Raw genomic sequence first — 17,394 nt, 5'->3', positions numbered from 1 at the left:
CATTAACTCGCGCTTTTAGTTGTGCTTTTGCTCTCTGAGATAAGATATGGAGCGACCAAGCGACTGATATTCACTTTTGCACCAAGGCGAGCCGCTAATAGATACATGCCACCAATTTTTCGGTGCAGGAACAGCGCATCGGCGGGCGGCGTATGCCAATACTCTTGTTCCATGCTCAAAATGGTGCCTGCTTCACGAAGCCTTTGTGCCAATCCACTGGCTTTGAAGTCGTACTCTTCGTCAACTAACATCGGCTCACAGGCCATCTTCACTAGATTTAGAATCGCTTGGCGTTGTTCGGGAAGAATTGTCTCGCTAAAGAATCCTATTTGCTCTAAAGCTCGGTTGAGCACTTGCTCATCGTTGTTAATGACAGAGGAAAAGGCCAAGCGATAACCCTCGCTGAAGCGGTCACTGTACTCACGGGTTGCTCCGAAATCTAATAAGCCAATTTGTCGGGTGTTTTCAACATAAAGGTAGTTGGCGAAATTGGGATCGGTTTGCACCATCTTAAAATCGAACAACTCTCTGAACAGAAGCTCCAGTAAGCTGTGCATTACAAAGTCACGTGTGCTTTGGTCGTAACTTTCGATTTGCTCTATCGAGACGCCTTCGATGAAGTCCATGGCCAGCACCGATTCTGAAGAGACTTGCGGATGAATCTTAGGTACGACGAAGTGAGAGTATTCTTTCAATGCATCATGGTAACGAGTTGCGTAATCAGCTTCGCGAGCATAGTCTGCTTCATCGTGGAGCTGTTTCTTTGCCTCTTCTAACAAGCCTTTGTAATCGACAGACTTGGGTATCAACCCAACAATATTGAGCAATGTACCAACGTTGTCCACATCACTGTCGATGCTTTTTCGAATGCCAGGGTATTGGACTTTGACGGCGAGTTTGTCTCCCGCATCGCTATAGGCTTGGTGAACCTGGCCTATAGATGCGCTGGCGATGGGTTTAAAGTTGAAGGAAAGGAATTCGGCTTTCCAATGGCTCCCGAGCGAGCTTTCTAACACTTGATTGAGCTGTTTTGTTGGCAGTGGATCGGCATCGGAGCGCAGGCGAGAGAGAATGTCGGCTAACTCTGGTTCTAAGACATCACCCGCATCCATTGATAGCATCTGTCCTAACTTCATAGCCGCACCGCGCAGGTGTGCGAGTTGATCGGTCAGGCGAGCAATGTTTTGTGGCGTTAACAGTAAGTCTTTTGCTTTGGGCCTGTTGCCTTGTGCAATTTGTTTGGTGCCTTCCGTTAGCACGTTACCCGCGACTCTTGTCGCCAACGAAGCGAACTTACTGAATCTAGAAATTCGATGTGTGGGAAGGTTTCTCTCTTTTGCCGACATAAAGGTTCTCTCTGGGAATCAGGGTTGATACCAATCGTAGTAAATAACTGTTCACCCTAGCTTGTTAAAAATCTCGATAAAGTCGTTAGATTTTTTGATTGTAGAATAACTACTTATCTAAAAAATCCGCCTTGTTCTCAAGCTTTTTTCCTGCGCTATTTCTTGACACTTACCTACTGTGATTGGTATGACTACAAAGTTCTATCAATCATTACACAACCGTATGTTTTGTTGTGCTAACTTGTCGCGTGGAACAGTAAACAGAATTAAAAGGACAAAGCATGAAATTTATTTGGTTGAAAGTGGCCGTTACGGTATTGGTGTTCGCAGCCCTATTTGGCATCGTTTACTACAAAGTCGCCAGCGGCATGTCTTAACTCAACACTATTTTGTGCAGCTGTTACCGTTGCAACGTGATTTTCCGGTTAGCCAAAACGAAATCTTATATCGATTTTTGGCAAACCGTAGATAACACCAATCTGCCATTGGCTTAAAAATCGCCCAACGTAACGGGGCATACAGCCAACCCTTTCCTACTAGCTTCCACGCTTGGTAAGTCACGTCTAAACCGAGCAGCAGCTTTCCGTTTTCGTCCAGTGCATGCAAGATTGTATTGGCTGCCTCGGCATCTATTTGCGGGTAGTTTGAAAACGCTTCACTGTAGATATCGACGGTCTGGATCTGATCTTTGGAATCAGACTTAGTCAGTGCTGCCATCTCTTTTGCACAAAGTGGACAGGTTCCATCGTAAAATATCGTTAATGCAGTCATTGTTTTCCTTACTATTTTCGTCAATTCTCATTGATACGACATCACCATTTAGGTGGATCATTCTGCCCAGTTATCCGACACTGTTATTGTGACAACCAATTTACAGTATCATCTCGAGGTAACATCCGTTCCATGCATTTAAAAAATAAGAGCCTATCTCCAATGACAACAAAGTTAATGAACCGTTTGATTATAGCTGTGACAGCCCTGATGCTCAGTGGTTGTGTTAGCTACAGCATTACCGAGCAAGAAATGACGAAGTACCTTGAAGACTCAGTGATGCTAGAACAAGAGGTTGGTGTACAAAGTGTGATGTACGCACAAGTGGCTGTGGATGATCTAGAAGTGCAAATTGGTCGAGCCGATGCACAACGCGTGTCCGTGTTGGCGAATACCAATGCAAAAGTTCAAGTGTTCAATATGCCTAATATGGGGTTGGATTTAGACTTAGAGTTCAGCGCGATTCCCGAATACGACAAGGAGAGTGGCGAGGTGTATCTAAAGTCGCTGCGACTAGAGCGCTTTGAAGAAAAAGGCAAACAGCTTTCGCCTGAAATAGAGACACTACTCAAACCAGCTGTATCGATGATAGGTTTTGCTTTGTCCCAGTCTCCGGTTTACAAACTCGACAGCAACAAGGTTCAAGAGTCGTTGATTAAGTCATCGGAACCCAATCTAGTGATTAAAGACAATAAATTGGTTATCGAATTGTTTGATTAACCCTCAGTGCATTAGTTTTGACTAAGCTCTCACCCATAATGGCTGCCTACTAGGTAGCCATTTTTGTTTGAGCTCAGTCGGTCATGACTGTTTTTAGTCGGTTTACTCACCTTGTCTATCAGTCTCATTTATTGAATTCGCTGGGTATCTCACCTTTACTTTACTCTTGTGAGCAAGTCATCGCTTCAGTCATCAAATCATAAGAAAGAAAAGGTGAGCGAACTATGAAGAGTCCAGTAATTGCGGATAACAAACCCGTTAAAGTAGAGCTGACGAAGGGAGAGAAGTATTACTTCTGTACCTGTGGGAAGTCGAAAAACCAACCGTTTTGTGACGGTTCTCATGCTGGTACGGGGTTCAAACCGAAAAGCTTTGTCGCCGAAGAGAGCGGAGACGCCTACCTTTGTCGCTGTAAGTATTCCAACAACCTTCCTTTCTGCGATGGCACTCATAAACAGTTTACTGCGGAACAAATTGGGCAAGAAGGCCCTGAAGTTAACATTCAAGCGACAGCCCCTGATTTATCTCCAGCGGCAACCGCAACCAAAGAAGAGCCTACCGTGGAGTTTATTCATCAGTTAGCGCGTGATGGTTTATCTAAGGTTGGGCATCATGGGCCAATGACCTCTATGGGCGTGCCAAGACATCTATTACCTCACTGGGACGATATTCAAGTGATGGTCGCGCAAATGGCGACTAAGCCTTTGCTAGAAAATGTGCCTGTTGGTACCGAACTGATTATTGGCCCCAAAGCGAAGAAGCCGCTTAAATTGGACATCTCTTTGTTTGTGTCTGATATGAGCTTTGGCTCGCTATCTGAAGAAGCAAAAGTCTCATTGGCGAAAGGTGCCGAACTCGCAGGGACGGGTATCTGCTCCGGTGAGGGCGGTATGTTACCCGAAGAGCAAGCGGCGAACTCTCGCTACTTTTATGAATTAGCCAGTGCTCAGTTTGGTTACGATGAAGCTAAGCTCAAAAACGTTCAAGCCTTCCACTTTAAAGGCGGGCAGGGTGCCAAAACCGGAACGGGCGGGCACTTACCGGGCGCGAAGAACATAGGCAAGATCGCGGAGGTGCGTGGCATTGAAGCGGGCACGGCAGCGATTTCTCCACCCACCTTTGTCGACCTAAACACGGTCGAGGATTTTAAAAAGTTCGCCGACCGTGTTCGAGAGGTGACAGGCGGTATCCCGATTGGCTTTAAGTTAAGTGCCAATCACATCGAAGAAGACATTCAGTTCGCGCTTGATGCCAGTGCCGATTACATCATCTTAGATGGGCGTGGTGGCGGTACAGGGGCGGCGCCAGAAATGTTCCGTGACCATATCAGTGTTCCCACTATTCCAGCACTCGCTCGCGCTAGAGCGTATCTCGATAAACAAGGGGTCAGTGACAGAGTCACATTGATCATCACGGGCGGCTTGCGCGTGCCGATGGATTTCGTAAAAGCGATGGCGCTTGGTGCTGATGGTGTCGCTATCTCAAACAGTGCCATGCAGTCGATAGGTTGTGTGGCGGCGAGAATGTGTAACACCAATAATTGCCCTGCTGGTATTGCAACTCAAAAAGCCGATTTACGTCAGCGTTTGAATGTCTCGAAAGCATCGAACCAGCTTAAGAACTTCTTTGAAGCCTCGACAGAATTAATGCAAGTGATGGCGAGGGCATGTGGGCATGATCATTTGAATCAATTTAACCCTCATGATTTGGCAACATGGAATCGCGAAATGGCCGAGCTATCCGGTGTCGCTTACTCTGGTGTCTGTCCATTAAATCACTTTAAGTAAATAATACTTCGATAAAGCACACTCAATGTATTTTGGGTGTGCTGACTTTTTCCTGTGTAATGCCAACCTATGTTAAACCTTTCATAATCAACTGCTTTATAAGTGTTTTTAAACTATTTCCTATATTTTGAAAATATCGCTTTACCTCAAGTTAACTTGAGGTTTTATCATCATCCCCAATCTAAAAACACAATCTATCACCTTGTCGCCTAGTGCAGGTTTTGATGTTATCAAACAGACGTTACGAATCTTCAGTTATGAATTTTGAGCTCCGTAATTGAAGTCATGAGTGCAAAAAGGTGAGAAAAATGAACAAGGATCAACAATGAAAGTATTAGCGATTGGCGCGACCAACAGTACAACATCAATTAATCAACAACTTGCAGCGTACACCGCAGGTTTAGTCGAAGGCGCGCAAGTCGAGGTGCTCGACCTTAATGATTTCGAGATGCCAATTTACAGCGAGAAAAGAGAGCAAGATTCAGGTGTTCATCAACACGCTCAACGCTTTTTTAGCAAGATTGGCGAAGCAGATGCTGTGGTCATCTCTTTTGCAGAGTATAACGGCTCATACACCGCAGCCTTTAAGAATGTGTTTGATTGGACATCACGAATCGACATGAAAGTGTACCAAGGCAAACCTGTTGTGATGCTCTCCACATCACCAGGCCCAGGCGGCGCAAACTCTGTGTTGTCGTCTGCGGTAAATTCGGCACCTTACTTTGATGCAGATGTGAAGGGGTCGATGTCGGTGCCAAGTTTCTACGACAACTTTAATGTAGAAACGGGTGAGATCATCAATGCCGAAATGGCCGAGAGCCTGAAATCGATCATGAGTCAGATTTAGAGAGCGAGAACACCACAATAAAACAAAGCAGCCATGTTCACGATTGCTTTTCATTGCGCCCGTTGTCAAAGTTTAAGGACATTAATTGGTTAAGGTAACAATAGGTCGCTACTCTAAAGTTAAAGTAAGCTTTAAATATTTATGATCTCAAGGATAGTGTCGTAATGAGAAACATCGTATACCTCACCATAGGCCAGTTGGCTGAGCGCAGTGGCGTGGCTCCTTCGGCGTTACGTTTTTACGAAACCAAGGGGTTGATTGCTTCGATTCGTACTAACGGAAATCAGCGCCGTTATCAGTCGGCGATGTTGAGACGAATTGCGTTGATCCAAGTCGCGCAGTCGATAGGCTTCACGCTGGAAGAGATCACCGAAGAATTATCGACACTGCCGATGAACCATACCGCGACTAAGCGAGATTGGGAGCGCGTTGCTAAGAAGTGGCAGGGGCAACTCGACAGTAAAATGGCGCAGATTAAATCGCTACAAGAGAACTTAACCGGCTGTATCGGTTGCGGATGCTTGAGTATGCAAAAGTGCAACTTGCTAAATCCTGATGATATCTTGCATGACCAAGGGCAGGGCGCACAACGAATTGTTGAACAGACTAACTGAGTTCCCGAAAGGCATGGAACAGCGAACTAAGTTTCAGGTGTTTGCTCAATGGGTTAAGCAACAGTTGTGACAGAATAGCGTGCCTAGACAAACACGAATTATAGGTCTAGTTTAGATGGTTCTTTCAATAAAAGAAGAGGTTAGTTATGTTCAGCCATGTTTTTCTCGGTACCGATGATATTGAACGCGCGAAGGCTTTTTATGACCCAATCATGAAAGTGCTTGGTTATAGCGAAGGCTCTGTTGATCCCAAAGGGCGCTGTGTTTACGTTAGCCAAACGGGTGTGTTGGGCTTAACGAAGCCGATTGATGGTCAGCCTGCGACTCACGGCAACGGTATGACGGTGGGTTTTCTTGCGTCTTCTCCTGAAGTTGTAGATGAGTGGCATCGAGTTGGCGTCGAAAATGGCGGTACCAGCATTGAAAATGGCCCCGGAGCGAGAGGTTCTGACGAGCGTCGCTTGTACATGGCTTATTTGCGAGATCCTGATGGAAACAAGATTTGTGCAACGCACTTTATGCCGTAGTTTACGTTATGCCATCGTTCATTTTATGCCACAGTGGCGTATACTTAGATCATATTGATGGTTCGGAGTTGGCTAAGTTGCGGCTCTGGACTTGTTAGCTTCCCGATAACTCAAAATTTTGCAAAGGACTGGCTAGATGAAACCGAACGAACTGTTTTATGAAAGTTTTGAGCGCTGCCGGATTGACCAAGAATTTCTCGAAACGTTTTTGGCGGATTTTTGCGAGCATAATCCAAGATTTTCAGAACGTTTTGAAAAGATAGGATTAGAGCATCAAACCAAGATGCTTAAAGCCTCGATCATTCTTATCTATAACTCTGCTGGTCTACCAAGCGTGCGTAACTCAGTAAAGAAATTGGGTAAAAGGCATAAAGACCTAGGGCTGGATATTTCCGAGATTGAGCTCAACGAGTGGTTCAATTCGTTACTCAATACAGTTAAAAAATATGACCCTCACTACGATGAAAGCGTCGAACAAGCTTGGACAGAAACTCTCGAGGCCGGCTTAACTATCATGAAGAAAGAGTGCGTAGTTCCAAACACTGTGAATAACTAGGTCGTTGATGGGTAGTTTTGCTTGTTCGTTAGTTAAAACCGGCATTAACTCTTGAAAGATTGACATTGTCAGGTAAGCCTAACGATATCAGGCTTACCTCTTATTGTTTGACTAGAAATGAGCAGCCCAACCAATCAGGAACCCTTGCGATGCGGTATCGTATTCAAAGGTCCCCTTGTTTTCGTAATCAACCCAGGTCGATTTGTAGGCAACATTTAAGTCAGACCAACTGTTTATCTGGTATCGCACGCCAGTTAACAGAGATGAGGTAAAGTTGGTGTCACTACCAAGCCCTGCATCAATGGTTGCGTGAAACTTCCAATCCTTATTGATCTGCGTTATCCATCTCACACCTATTTGGTACTGTCCATCACGCGGTCACGTTTGGACGCACCTGTCACCTGAATACGAAGCGATGCTCGGTCAAAACGGTTGGGGACTCCAAGAAGTGGTCATGAAAGATCTTGATGATCACGTCGGTGAGATGATGGCGAAGATGGAAGAACTCGGTATTGCTGACAACACCATCATCATTTTCACTGCCGATAACGGCCCAGAGATCATGACTTGGCCAGATGGCGGTATGACACCTTATCACGGTGAGAAAGGCACAACTTGGGAAGGTGGCGTAAGAGCCCCTGCATTGGTTAGCTGGCCGGGTAAAATCCCAGCGGGTACTGTAGGCAATGGCATCTTTGATGGTATGGACTGGTTACCCACTCTGGTCGCTGCGGCTGGTGGTCCAACGGATCTAAAAGAAAAACTGCTGAAAGGTCACGATGGCTTTAAAGCGCACCTTGATGGTTACAACCAAGTGGATATGCTGACTGAGAAAGGCGAGTCAAACCGTAAAGAGATCTACTACTACGAACGAGACAAGCTGCAAGCGGTTCGTGTTGGTGATTGGAAGGCGCACTTTGTGGTCCAAAATCATGGCTGGAGTGGTCCGAAAGAGGAGCTAAATGCACCATTATTGTTTAACTTACGTCGTGACCCATACGAGCGAGCGGCGGAAGAGTCGGGCATGTACCTAAAATGGATGGGACAAAAAATGTGGGCATTTGGCCCGGCACAAGCTGCTGTCCAACAACACCTAGCAACCTTCCAAGAGTGGCCTCCAGTAACGCCTGATTCTCCGGCAGAGAAGACCGGTGGTGTAGGTAACTAGTTAGATATCATAAAAAATCCCGCTCACACTGAGCGGGATTTTTGTTTGAAAGCGTCTTAACGTTGGTTCTATTTTAGCGTCGTTTTTCGTTCAATGAACTTCACTGGCACCATCAGCTTAACCAAGCTCGTGTCTTGCTCTTGAATCTGGCTAACGACAATTTTCACGGATTCACGTGCAAGGCGTCTGAAATCTTGCTTGAAGGTAGTGAGTTGGTAGTTCAACCATTGAGTCTGTGGGATATCATCAAAACCAATCACTTGAAGATCTTCTGGAATACGCAGGTTAAATTCTAAGCGCGCCACATCCATTACTGCCATCGCGAGGTTATCTGTCGCACAGAAAATCGCTTGAGGATGTGTGGGTTCTGAAAACAGAGTCCGAATGGTATCTAGAGCATCAAGGTAGTCATAGTCAGCTTCAATAACACGAGCTTGCTTGCCTGTTAGATCTTCGAATTCTGAGCAAAAGCCCGATTCACGCTCGCCGTTGGTGTAGGTTGGCACGTTACCTGTCAGGTAAACCGCTGACTTTGTTCCTACGCTATGTAAATGCTGAGCGGCGACTTGGCCAGCGGCGTAGTTGTCACTTATTACATGGCTACTCTTAGTCCCCTCAACTACACGAGCATACTGAACAATGGGGATGTTGAACTCTTCACACTCTTCATAAAGCGACTTATTAAAGGTCGCCGAAGCAGCAATTACGCCATCAACTCGGTATTGGAAGATATTAGGAATCGAGTGGTTGTCGTTTCCATCCACTTGCCAAGGAATCAATACCGCAGAGTAACCCTGCTTTTGTAGCTCAGTAGAGATAAGCTGCAGAGTTTTCATGTGGATAGGGTAGTCGGCATCTGGGAAAACTAAGCCAATCAATTTGGACTCATTTGTCGTCAGACTGCGGGCAAAGGCATTGGGACGATAGTTCAACGATTTTGCTGCATCGAACACTTTTTGCTTGGTCTTTTCAGACACTGAACTGCCCGGGACAAATACACGAGATACAGTTGATTGAGAAACGCCAGCAAGTTTAGCGACATCTTTAGAGGTGACGGTTGGCTTTGACGCCGTGGAGTGTTTTGGAGAGCTCATAGACCATACTTTTGAACCAAATTGATTGTGCATAGAGTAACATAATTAGGTACGTACTCAAAAATACAATATGCCATGATTGGATGAAAAATAAGGGTTAATAGAGAGTGTTGAATATTATTCTGGGTATGACCCAAAAAAGCTCTGCGTAAGAGCAGAGCTTTGTTTAAAGAATTTATGAATCGACTAACTGGGCGTTAGAAGTAGTAACGAATACCTGCAGCGAATTGGTCATCTCTGTTTTCGAATTTATTGCCAACGAGCTGATCTTTACCTAGGTCGAATTGGTATTCAGTCCAAACTAGGAATTTGTTCTTCTGGAAGTGGTATTCAACACCAGGGATAAGCAGGTTACGCTCATAGCCATCTGTTTGGTCATCACGATCTTCCATGTAGTTGTAGTTCAACGTAGGGCGTAGGCCATTGTCGAAGTGGTAGTACGTGTAGATTTCACCACCTAGGGTATCGAACATTACATCCGTACCGCCTTGGCTTACAGCTTCCCAGTTTTCGCCAACATGGAAAGTGGCACCTGCGTAGAAGCCGCCGTTGCTGTAGTTCGCACCCAATAGCATGATGCGCATGTTGTCGCCATTTTCTACGCCAACCACACCTGAGTCTAGGTCTGCAATTTCATTTTGGTGGTAAGCTGCACCTAGTGTTACGCCATCAACCGGTTTGTAAGTGATTGACGCACCCATTCCGTTTTTCAATGAAGCTGTCGCATTACTCGCTAGTGCCACTTCTTCACGTGTCGTTTGGTAAGTGAAGCCGTAGCTTACTTGGTCGTTGATTGAGTTACGGTAAGTAATGGAGTTTTCTGCTCGACCTGTACCAGATGCAATACCCCAGTCAGAAAGGTTGTAAACACCTGAGCCGCGAGTACCGAAGACACGACCTAAGTCGGTGTACCATGCGACGTCATAAAAAGTAGACCACTGCTTAGTACCTGCTGCGATCTTGCCGTATTTGTCGTGCTCTACGCCTGCGTATAGAAGTCGGTCGTAAATATTGTCGCCGTTAGCACCTGAGTTGTAACCCCATTCAGCATGGCCAAAGCCAGTCCAGCCGTTATCGAGTCCCATTTGACCTTTAAGGCCGAAACGAGAGCTACCGCTGTTCCACTCACCGTTGTGGTCGCCGCCCTTATCTTGGTAACGAACGTCGAAACGACCGTCTAAAGTAAGGCTATCGCCCGCGTCATTGGTAAAAGTGTGTGCAGCAAAAGCAGAACCTGAGGTAAGTGCTGTCAGGATCACTGCTGAAAGAATCGACTTTTTCATTGTAATTCTCTTTATTCAGGCCGTAGAAAGCCACCGTGCTTTCAAGCCCGTTATATTGGTAATGGTTTGGCAGGGTGTACCCCATCCATGAGGCACTAGTAGATTCAGTTATTAGTGGAGCAATAATGAATTGGTTGGAGCACTTACTAGGAGCGAGAAGGGTCCCCCAGTAAGCGTGGCAACCTAAATCAGATGTCTATTTAGGTTGCCACTATTTCGTTTCAATCTTTTGGATTAAAGCGTATCGATTACAGTGTTGGGTTCATGATGCTTGAAGTGCGTTCGAACACATCTAGACCTTGCTGTTGTAGCCAGTAAGGAAGGTCGATAAGAACCCAGTTCTCAGACAGTTTGTCACCGTCACGGTAGTAAACGTCAACTACTTGCATGTTTGCACGTACTTCACCGCCAGTCATACCTAGGAAGCCACCTGTTGGTGTGTTTGATAGGTTTGGCCAACCGAAGAAACAAGAGAAGTTACCTTCAGCGAAACGACAAACGTGGCCGTTGAACTTCTTGTCTTTCAGGTTGTTACGGAAAGGAAGTTGGTGCTGTTGTTGGTAGCGAGGAATTGTGTAAGACGCGCCGATACCACATGGGCCGTACCAAATCATGTCTTTTGACCAGCTCTTCGCTAGTACTTCTGGTGGGCAACCCATCGCGCCGCTGTCGTTAAGAGCAGACAGGTCATCAACCATTTTGTTTACTAGAGCAAGTGTCGCAACACCTTCTTCTGGAACCGCGTCTTCGAATAGCAGACCGTCGTGGTTACGTGGGCCAGGGTATACGAAGTGCTTACCAGTTGATGGTGGAAGTGGGTAGCAACCCGCTTGATCCATCATGCCTAGTAGGTCTAGAAACAGGCCTGTCTTAGTGATTTTGCCATCAACAACACAGTTAAATTCTGCGTAGCGAACGTTCATGATCTTGCCAGTTGGGCGCATACCTAGGTATTCAGCGTCGAATAGACCCATGAAGTGACCCATGCTCATTACCCAAATCTCATCTGGGTTAACTTCGTTGTTACCACCGATGAAGATGTCTTGACGACGCTGCATGCGAGTCATTGACTTCATCATTGGTGCCCAGAATACGTCAGCTGCTGCTTGTGCGCCTTCTTGCTCACGGAATGGGTAAACACCGCGCCACAAGTAATCTTCAGAAGTGTGTGCTTTTAAAACTTCAGCAACGTTCTCGTGAGTTGCGTTTTCCATTGCATCGAAGTATTCACGAACAATGCGTTTCGCTTCTTGATATTTAGACATAATAATTTCTCTTTGTGTTGTCGAGTCAACATTCGGAACAGGACTCGATTTGGATTTTGTTACCGGCTGATTTATCAGCCGGCTTTAAACTTTTCGTATTTGAACTTCAGCGTATGAGTGTCGAATTAAGCTTTTGCTGCTTCAGCTTTTTTGCTCTTATCGAAGACGCCACCTTTTAGAGTTTCAGGCAGTGTTAGCCATAGTAGGCCGGCGATAATCCATACGATTGGTGAGCCCCACATTGCTGTTTGTAGGTCGGTACGCTCTTGGATGAAGATAAGAACCATTGGTGCCCACATGCCGATAATACGACCGCCATGGAATAAAGCTGCACCATAGCTACGCAAGCGTGCTGGGAACAATTCAGAGAAGTAACCGCCCCATACTGCAGAAGCAGACAGGCCGAAGTTGTAGATAAGACCTAGAAGAGCCAGCATGTTTAGGCCGCCAATCATCATGTCACCAGGTGCGACAAAGAAGATAGAAACCATGATACCTGCGAGGATGAAGCCGAACGCGTTGATCTTACGACCGTACTTATCTGCTGCCCATCCCCAGAACCAAGCACCGAAGAGTGAACCAAATGCTGAGATAGAGAAGATCAAACCGATGGTTGCACCATCAAACATACGAACATCTTTCAGGTAGGTAGTTACAAAGCCACCGAAGAATTGGAATCCGTAGAAGTTAAGACCAGAAAGAAGTAAACAAGTAATCGTAATTTTGCGGTAAGGCTTGCTTAACATCTCACCCCAAGAACCTTTTTTAGCTTCGGTTACTTCCCCAGCTGTATTGGTTGTTGTTTGTTGATCTTCTTCACCGTAGGCGATCACAGTTTTGTCGCTTGGTAATACAAAGATCATTAACGTTGCTGCTACAAGCGGTGGAATACCACCTACCCACATTAGGCTCTGCCAAGGTGCATCAACACTTGTAATGAAGGCTGCGTAAGCGCCCATTGCCACTAAAGCAACAGAGAACATTGAAGAAGCAAAAGCAGTCAACTTACCGCGAACCGTTGGTGTAAATAGGCCAATCATCAGGCTTACTGCTACCGTGAAGTAACCACCTAAAGATAGTCCAATGATGAAACGCATTGCAGCCCAAGTGGCGTAGTCGGTAAACATCATGTTGATGATGGTTGCACCACCGTTTAATGCCGTAATTGCTATTAGTGTGGACTTCTTGCCGAACTTGGTTGCGAACCATGCACAGCTCAGAGCACCAATCAGAGCACCAACCGACTGCCAAGTGTAGAACTGAGCGGTATCAGAAAGGCTAATACCAGCATATTCTTCCACAATGTATGGGCGTACGTAGTCAATAATTACAAAGTTATAACAATAAAAAAAGTAACCTACTAGAATGGCTAGATATGCGGCTACCCTTTGAATCATAGGAACTTCGCTCATGTGTTTTTTAATGGTCATGACCGATAAACCTTTATTTTATATAGGGTGGTTTTGGTTTTAATTATTGTGTGTTGATTATTTAGCTTCATCACACCGTCTTCATTTCGGGAGAGATAATAGAATTTTTGTGGTTATTAGATCCGTGATCAAAGTCAATTTTAAAATGAGTGCGTACCCATTTTGTGCGTTTTAGTGATCTTGATCTCATTTAACTGGGTTTTGTGCTTTGTGGGGTGGTTTGAGTGTTTAATCGTCTATCTTAGTGATAATAGTCACACTTATTGTGGGTTTTTGAGGGAAAATATCCATTTTTGAGTACTATTGGCAGCGAATTAATTGCGACATACAATAAACGGAATCTAAAAATGGTTACGTACTCAAGTTTTGTGGTTATTGCTCTTTATGTGCTAACTACTTTGTTTATCAGCTACTTAGTTAATAGGCGCTATAGCGTCGGTGGCGACTTTTCGACTGGTGGAAAACAGTTTGGTTGGTTTACGGCAGGTGTGTCGATTCTTGCAACCTACATCAGCGCAATGACGTTCGTTGGCATGCCGGGCTGGGTTTATAGCTCAGGCATGGAAGCGATGAGCGTACATTTGAACTATCCAATAGTGATCTTTTTCACTGTGCTTTTCTTTGTTCCGGTGTTTTACAAGCTCGGCCTAACCTCGATTTACGAATACCTAGAGCACCGCTTTGGCGTTGTTGCTCGCACGATCAATTCCATCGTGTTCATTGTGGTTCAGTGTATTTCGGCAGGGGTTATTCTGTATGCGGTAGCCCTGATCTTAGTGCAAGTGCTGCCAGTGAGTATCTCTGAGGCGATCATCTACATCAGCGTATTTACTGCGTTGTATACCTATGCGGGTGGTATCTCGACTGTAATCTGGACTGACATGCTTCAGTCAGCAGTGTTGATTATCGGCAGCATTGCGATCTTTGTTTTATTGCTGATGAAAATCGATGCGGGCGAGATGTTGTCTCCTGAACATTTGAATATCATCAATCTCGATTTTGACTTAGGCGTCGATACCACATTGTGGGCCGGCGTAGTGGCTGTGAGCTTCTTGCACCTGAGTGTGTACGGCACTAACCAACTGATTATTCAAAGAACATTGGCGACTAAGTGTGTTAAAACAGCGCAAAAATCGATGTTGCTTTGTGGCTACGGCGCATTTTTTGTTTATCTGTTCTTTGCTGTGATGGGGGTGCTGTTAAGTGTCTTTTATCAAGACAGCAGTTTTGAAAACAGCAACGAAGTGATTCTCGATTTTGTGTTTAACCATACCAACCCAATCATTGTTGGTTTGGTGATCTCAGCACTTTCGGCTGCGGCAATGTCGACATTGGATTCCACCTATAACTCAATGGCGACGGTCGCAACGTTCGATTTCTATAAGCGCTTCTTCCGTAAGCAAGCCTCTGACGCGCACTATGAATCAGTGGCTAGAAAAATGAGCCTGGTTGCTGCAGCGTCGGTTGTTGTGCCTGCGTTACTGGCTGTTTCTAATGAATCAGTGCTTAAAACGATTGCGAGCTTAACCTCTATTTTTGTTGGTATTCGCCTTGGCTCTTTCATCTTGGGTTTGTTCTTCAAACAAGCAAACGAGAAAGGCGTAATTGCGGGCAGTATTGGCAGTGTGGCCGTCGTATTCATCGCCAAATACAGCGGAATAGCTTGGCCTTGGTTTGCCTTGATTGGCACTGTGGTTTTCTTAGTGTTAGGTGTTGTTGTGAGCCGCTTCTGGGGAGAGGTAACCGAGCAACAAAATGAATTTATAGAAAAGCAAAAGCATTTGTTTGCAAAGCCTACCGCGAGTCATTATGGCTTGTTGGTGTTCGCTGTTGTGACGATTGCTGCTTGTACTGTTATCCCTGATTGGCTTTATGCCGCTCTTTCTTAATTGACCGATTTTTTACTGGTATATCTATGTTATCGATCTTTGATATATACAAAATTGGTGTTGGGCCATCGAGCTCTCACACCAACGGCCCAATGATTGCGGGTTTCCATTTCACACAATTAATCGCTGATAAAATCGCAGAAGTGACGCGTATTCAGGTGGATTTATACGGTTCTTTGTCATTGACTGGCATAGGTCACCACACCGACAGAGCTACAATATTGGGGCTACTCGGCAATAAACCAGACACCATCAAAATCACCAGCGCAAACCAAGCAATGCGTCATGCCGTAGACAGTGGTGAGATGGATTTAGCGGGCACCAAGCACATTGCCTTCAACTACGAAACCGACATGTTGTTCCACAAAGACAATCTGCCTCTGCATGAAAATGGCATGATGATTACTGCGTTTGACCAGAGTGGCAACGTGATTGTCGATGAAACTTATTATTCGATTGGCGGCGGTTTTATCGCAACTGCTGATGAACTGCAAAATGGTACTCAAACCCAAGCGGTAGAAGTTCCTTTCCCGTTCAAAAACGCCGATGAAATGCTTCAACAAGCTGACAATAGTGGGATGAGCCTCGGTGGTATGATTCTAAAAAATGAAGCGGAGTTCGAAGGCGCTGACATTATTTCAGAGAAAGCGGATCAAATCTGGCGAGTGATGAGTCGTTGTATGGAGCGTGGCTTTGAAACCGAAGGCATTCTTGATGGTGGTTTGAACGTAACTCGTCGTGCGCCTAACCTACTGAAAAAGTTAGAAGCGAATGCGGCGGTTGAAAACGACCCAATGGAAATCATGGATTGGATTAACTTGTTTGCGTTTGCGGTTAGCGAAGAAAATGCGGCTGGTGGCCAAGTGGTAACATCACCAACCAATGGTGCGGCGGGCGTTATTCCTGCTGTGTTGATGTACTACCATCGCTTCATTAAAGAGTTGGATACTAAGCAGTTAAAAGATTTCTTAGCCGTATCGGGCGCGATTGGTATTCTGTACAAAACTAACGCTTCGATCTCTGGTGCGGAAGTGGGATGCCAAGGTGAGGTAGGCGTATCATCCTCTATGGCGGCTGCGGGATTAACGGCACTACGCGGTGGCAGCAATGAGCAGATCTGTATTGCGGCGGAAATCGCGATGGAACACTCATTGGGTATGACTTGTGACCCAATTGGCGGCTTGGTTCAAGTGCCGTGTATCGAGCGAAATGCGATGGGTGCGATGAAGGCAATTAATGCATCTCGCATGGCATTGAAGCGAAACTGCAAGTCTTTGATCTCACTCGATAAGGTCATCGCAACCATGTACCAAACCGGTAAAGACATGAACAAGAAATATCGTGAAACATCACTCGGTGGTTTAGCCTTGATCCATTTAGCTCATCCTTGTGAATAGCTAAGCCAGTTAACCCAGTAAATAATAACGTTAAGCCCAGAGCCTTAGACTTTAGAAATCTATCGCGGCTGGGCTTTTTGTTTTATGTGTTTTAGGGAGCTAATCTGAAAGCGGTAATCGATAGCTGTTTTTCAACTCTTTTACTGAGATGTTCGACTGAATCGCACTCACGCCTTTGACTCGTCTGATCGAGCTAATACGCTCAAAGTACTCTTCCAAATCTTTGGCCAACACTTGCACCATGTAATCGGCGGCGCCTGCAATGCAGTGACACATAGGAATCCAATCGGTTACCGCGACAAATTCTTCGAATGGTTCTGTGTTTTCAACTTCATGGTTACCCAAGGTCACAAGAGTAAAACCAGCCACATGAAAGCCTAATTTCTTACGATTCAGCTTAGCGGCGTAACCATCGATATAGCCAGTTTCCTCCATGCGTTTCCAACGACGCCAGCATGGGGTTTCGCTGAGGTTGACCTTCTCTGCGAGCTTGCTGTTGCTCATGCGTCCGTCTTGCTGGATATGCTCTAAGATGGCGATATCTGTGTCATCCAATACTTCTTTGGTGGATTCTTTCTGCTTCATGGCTATTTTGGAAAATTCTTGCTCAAATTTGGATTAATATTAGCCTATATAGCAATTTAATTCCTAGTCGAATCTGTAAACTCTCTCCCTATAAATACTTTACTTATTAGGAGTG

15 protein-coding genes and 2 pseudogenes are annotated in these 17,394 nt (G+C 45.4%); 9 read left to right on the top strand and 8 right to left on the bottom strand.

All coding sequences use genetic code 11. The annotated features are described in order from the left end of the window. Positions 1–2 precede the first annotated feature (2 nt). Positions 3–1,346: an ABC1 kinase family protein gene (locus tag AB4185_RS10830; protein WP_372135445.1), complete on the bottom strand. Its 1,344-nt coding sequence runs from the start codon at positions 1,344–1,346 to the stop codon at positions 3–5. Between the two features lie 384 nt (positions 1,347–1,730). Further along, positions 1,731–2,117, bottom strand: coding sequence for a thiol-disulfide oxidoreductase DCC family protein (locus AB4185_RS10825; RefSeq protein WP_017062190.1), 387 nt, complete (start codon positions 2,115–2,117; stop codon positions 1,731–1,733). Positions 2,118–2,279: 162 nt separating this feature from the next. On the opposite strand from AB4185_RS10825, the gene AB4185_RS10820 reads away from it, so the two are divergent. The 6 genes from AB4185_RS10820 to AB4185_RS10795 all read left to right on the top strand — a co-directional run bounded on the left by AB4185_RS10820 (position 2,280) and on the right by AB4185_RS10795 (position 7,168). Next, positions 2,280–2,837 (top strand): DUF1439 domain-containing protein, encoded by a 558-nt coding sequence (locus AB4185_RS10820; protein ID WP_017065247.1) that lies wholly within the window; start codon positions 2,280–2,282, stop codon positions 2,835–2,837. Between the two features lie 224 nt (positions 2,838–3,061). Next, a complete protein-coding gene (locus AB4185_RS10815) occupies positions 3,062–4,624 on the top strand; it encodes a glutamate synthase-related protein (protein WP_372135444.1) in 1,563 nt (520 codons plus the stop codon). Positions 4,625–4,949: 325 nt separating this feature from the next. After that, positions 4,950–5,471: an NADPH-dependent FMN reductase gene (locus AB4185_RS10810; protein ID WP_017062187.1), complete on the top strand. Its 522-nt coding sequence runs from the start codon at positions 4,950–4,952 to the stop codon at positions 5,469–5,471. A 164-nt stretch (positions 5,472–5,635) separates the two neighbouring features. Then, entirely contained in the window at positions 5,636–6,085 is a 450-nt protein-coding gene (soxR, locus tag AB4185_RS10805; protein ID WP_017062186.1) for a redox-sensitive transcriptional activator SoxR, read from the top strand. 146 nt (positions 6,086–6,231) lie between these two features. Further along, entirely contained in the window at positions 6,232–6,612 is a 381-nt protein-coding gene (locus AB4185_RS10800) for a VOC family protein (RefSeq protein ID WP_017062185.1), read from the top strand. A gap of 136 nt (positions 6,613–6,748) precedes the next feature. Then, positions 6,749–7,168, top strand: a complete 420-nt coding sequence (locus AB4185_RS10795) for a globin (RefSeq protein WP_102320543.1) — start codon at positions 6,749–6,751, stop codon at positions 7,166–7,168. A gap of 111 nt (positions 7,169–7,279) precedes the next feature. Here AB4185_RS10795 and AB4185_RS10790 read toward each other — a convergent pair. After that, positions 7,280–7,531, bottom strand: a pseudogene (locus AB4185_RS10790) (DUF481 domain-containing protein); the annotation flags it as partial. Here AB4185_RS10790 and AB4185_RS10785 point away from each other — a divergent pair. After that, positions 7,527–8,336: pseudogene (locus AB4185_RS10785) on the top strand (sulfatase-like hydrolase/transferase); the annotation flags it as partial. The pseudogenes AB4185_RS10790 and AB4185_RS10785 sit on opposite strands and share 5 nt — an antisense overlap. A 68-nt stretch (positions 8,337–8,404) precedes the next feature. Here AB4185_RS10785 and AB4185_RS10780 read toward each other — a convergent pair. From AB4185_RS10780 to AB4185_RS10765, 4 genes are all read right to left on the bottom strand, one after another. Next, positions 8,405–9,430, bottom strand: a complete 1,026-nt coding sequence (locus AB4185_RS10780; protein WP_372058608.1) for a LacI family DNA-binding transcriptional regulator — start codon at positions 9,428–9,430, stop codon at positions 8,405–8,407. A 197-nt stretch (positions 9,431–9,627) separates the two neighbouring features. Beyond that, a complete protein-coding gene (locus AB4185_RS10775; RefSeq protein ID WP_017065839.1) occupies positions 9,628–10,713 on the bottom strand; it encodes a porin in 1,086 nt (361 codons plus the stop codon). Positions 10,714–10,961: 248 nt separating this feature from the next. Continuing rightward, positions 10,962–11,978 carry a nuclear transport factor 2 family protein gene (locus AB4185_RS10770; protein ID WP_372135443.1) on the bottom strand — a complete coding sequence of 339 codons (1,017 nt, stop codon included), beginning with the start codon at positions 11,976–11,978 and terminating at the stop codon, positions 10,962–10,964. Positions 11,979–12,103: 125 nt separating this feature from the next. Next, positions 12,104–13,408: an MFS transporter gene (locus tag AB4185_RS10765; RefSeq protein ID WP_372135442.1), complete on the bottom strand. Its 1,305-nt coding sequence runs from the start codon at positions 13,406–13,408 to the stop codon at positions 12,104–12,106. 347 nt (positions 13,409–13,755) lie between these two features. On the opposite strand from AB4185_RS10765, the gene AB4185_RS10760 reads away from it, so the two are divergent. Both AB4185_RS10760 and AB4185_RS10755 read left to right on the top strand, forming a co-directional pair. After that, positions 13,756–15,297: a sodium:solute symporter family transporter gene (locus AB4185_RS10760; protein WP_017065256.1), complete on the top strand. Its 1,542-nt coding sequence runs from the start codon at positions 13,756–13,758 to the stop codon at positions 15,295–15,297. A 26-nt stretch (positions 15,298–15,323) separates the two neighbouring features. Next, positions 15,324–16,694, top strand: a complete 1,371-nt coding sequence (locus AB4185_RS10755) for an L-serine ammonia-lyase (RefSeq protein ID WP_136979737.1) — start codon at positions 15,324–15,326, stop codon at positions 16,692–16,694. Positions 16,695–16,793: 99 nt separating this feature from the next. Here the strand turns inward: AB4185_RS10755 and AB4185_RS10750 are convergent, their stop codons facing one another. Further along, complete coding sequence (locus tag AB4185_RS10750) at positions 16,794–17,279, bottom strand: Lrp/AsnC family transcriptional regulator (RefSeq protein ID WP_372058603.1); 486 nt, start codon at positions 17,277–17,279, stop codon at positions 16,794–16,796. Positions 17,280–17,394 lie beyond the last annotated feature (115 nt).

Origin of the sequence: Vibrio sp. 10N.286.48.F5, from assembly GCF_041469785.1 — a bacterium.
Taxonomy (GTDB): domain Bacteria; phylum Pseudomonadota; class Gammaproteobacteria; order Enterobacterales; family Vibrionaceae; genus Vibrio; species Vibrio crassostreae_C.
This window is presented reverse-complemented; position numbering and strand designations above follow the sequence as displayed.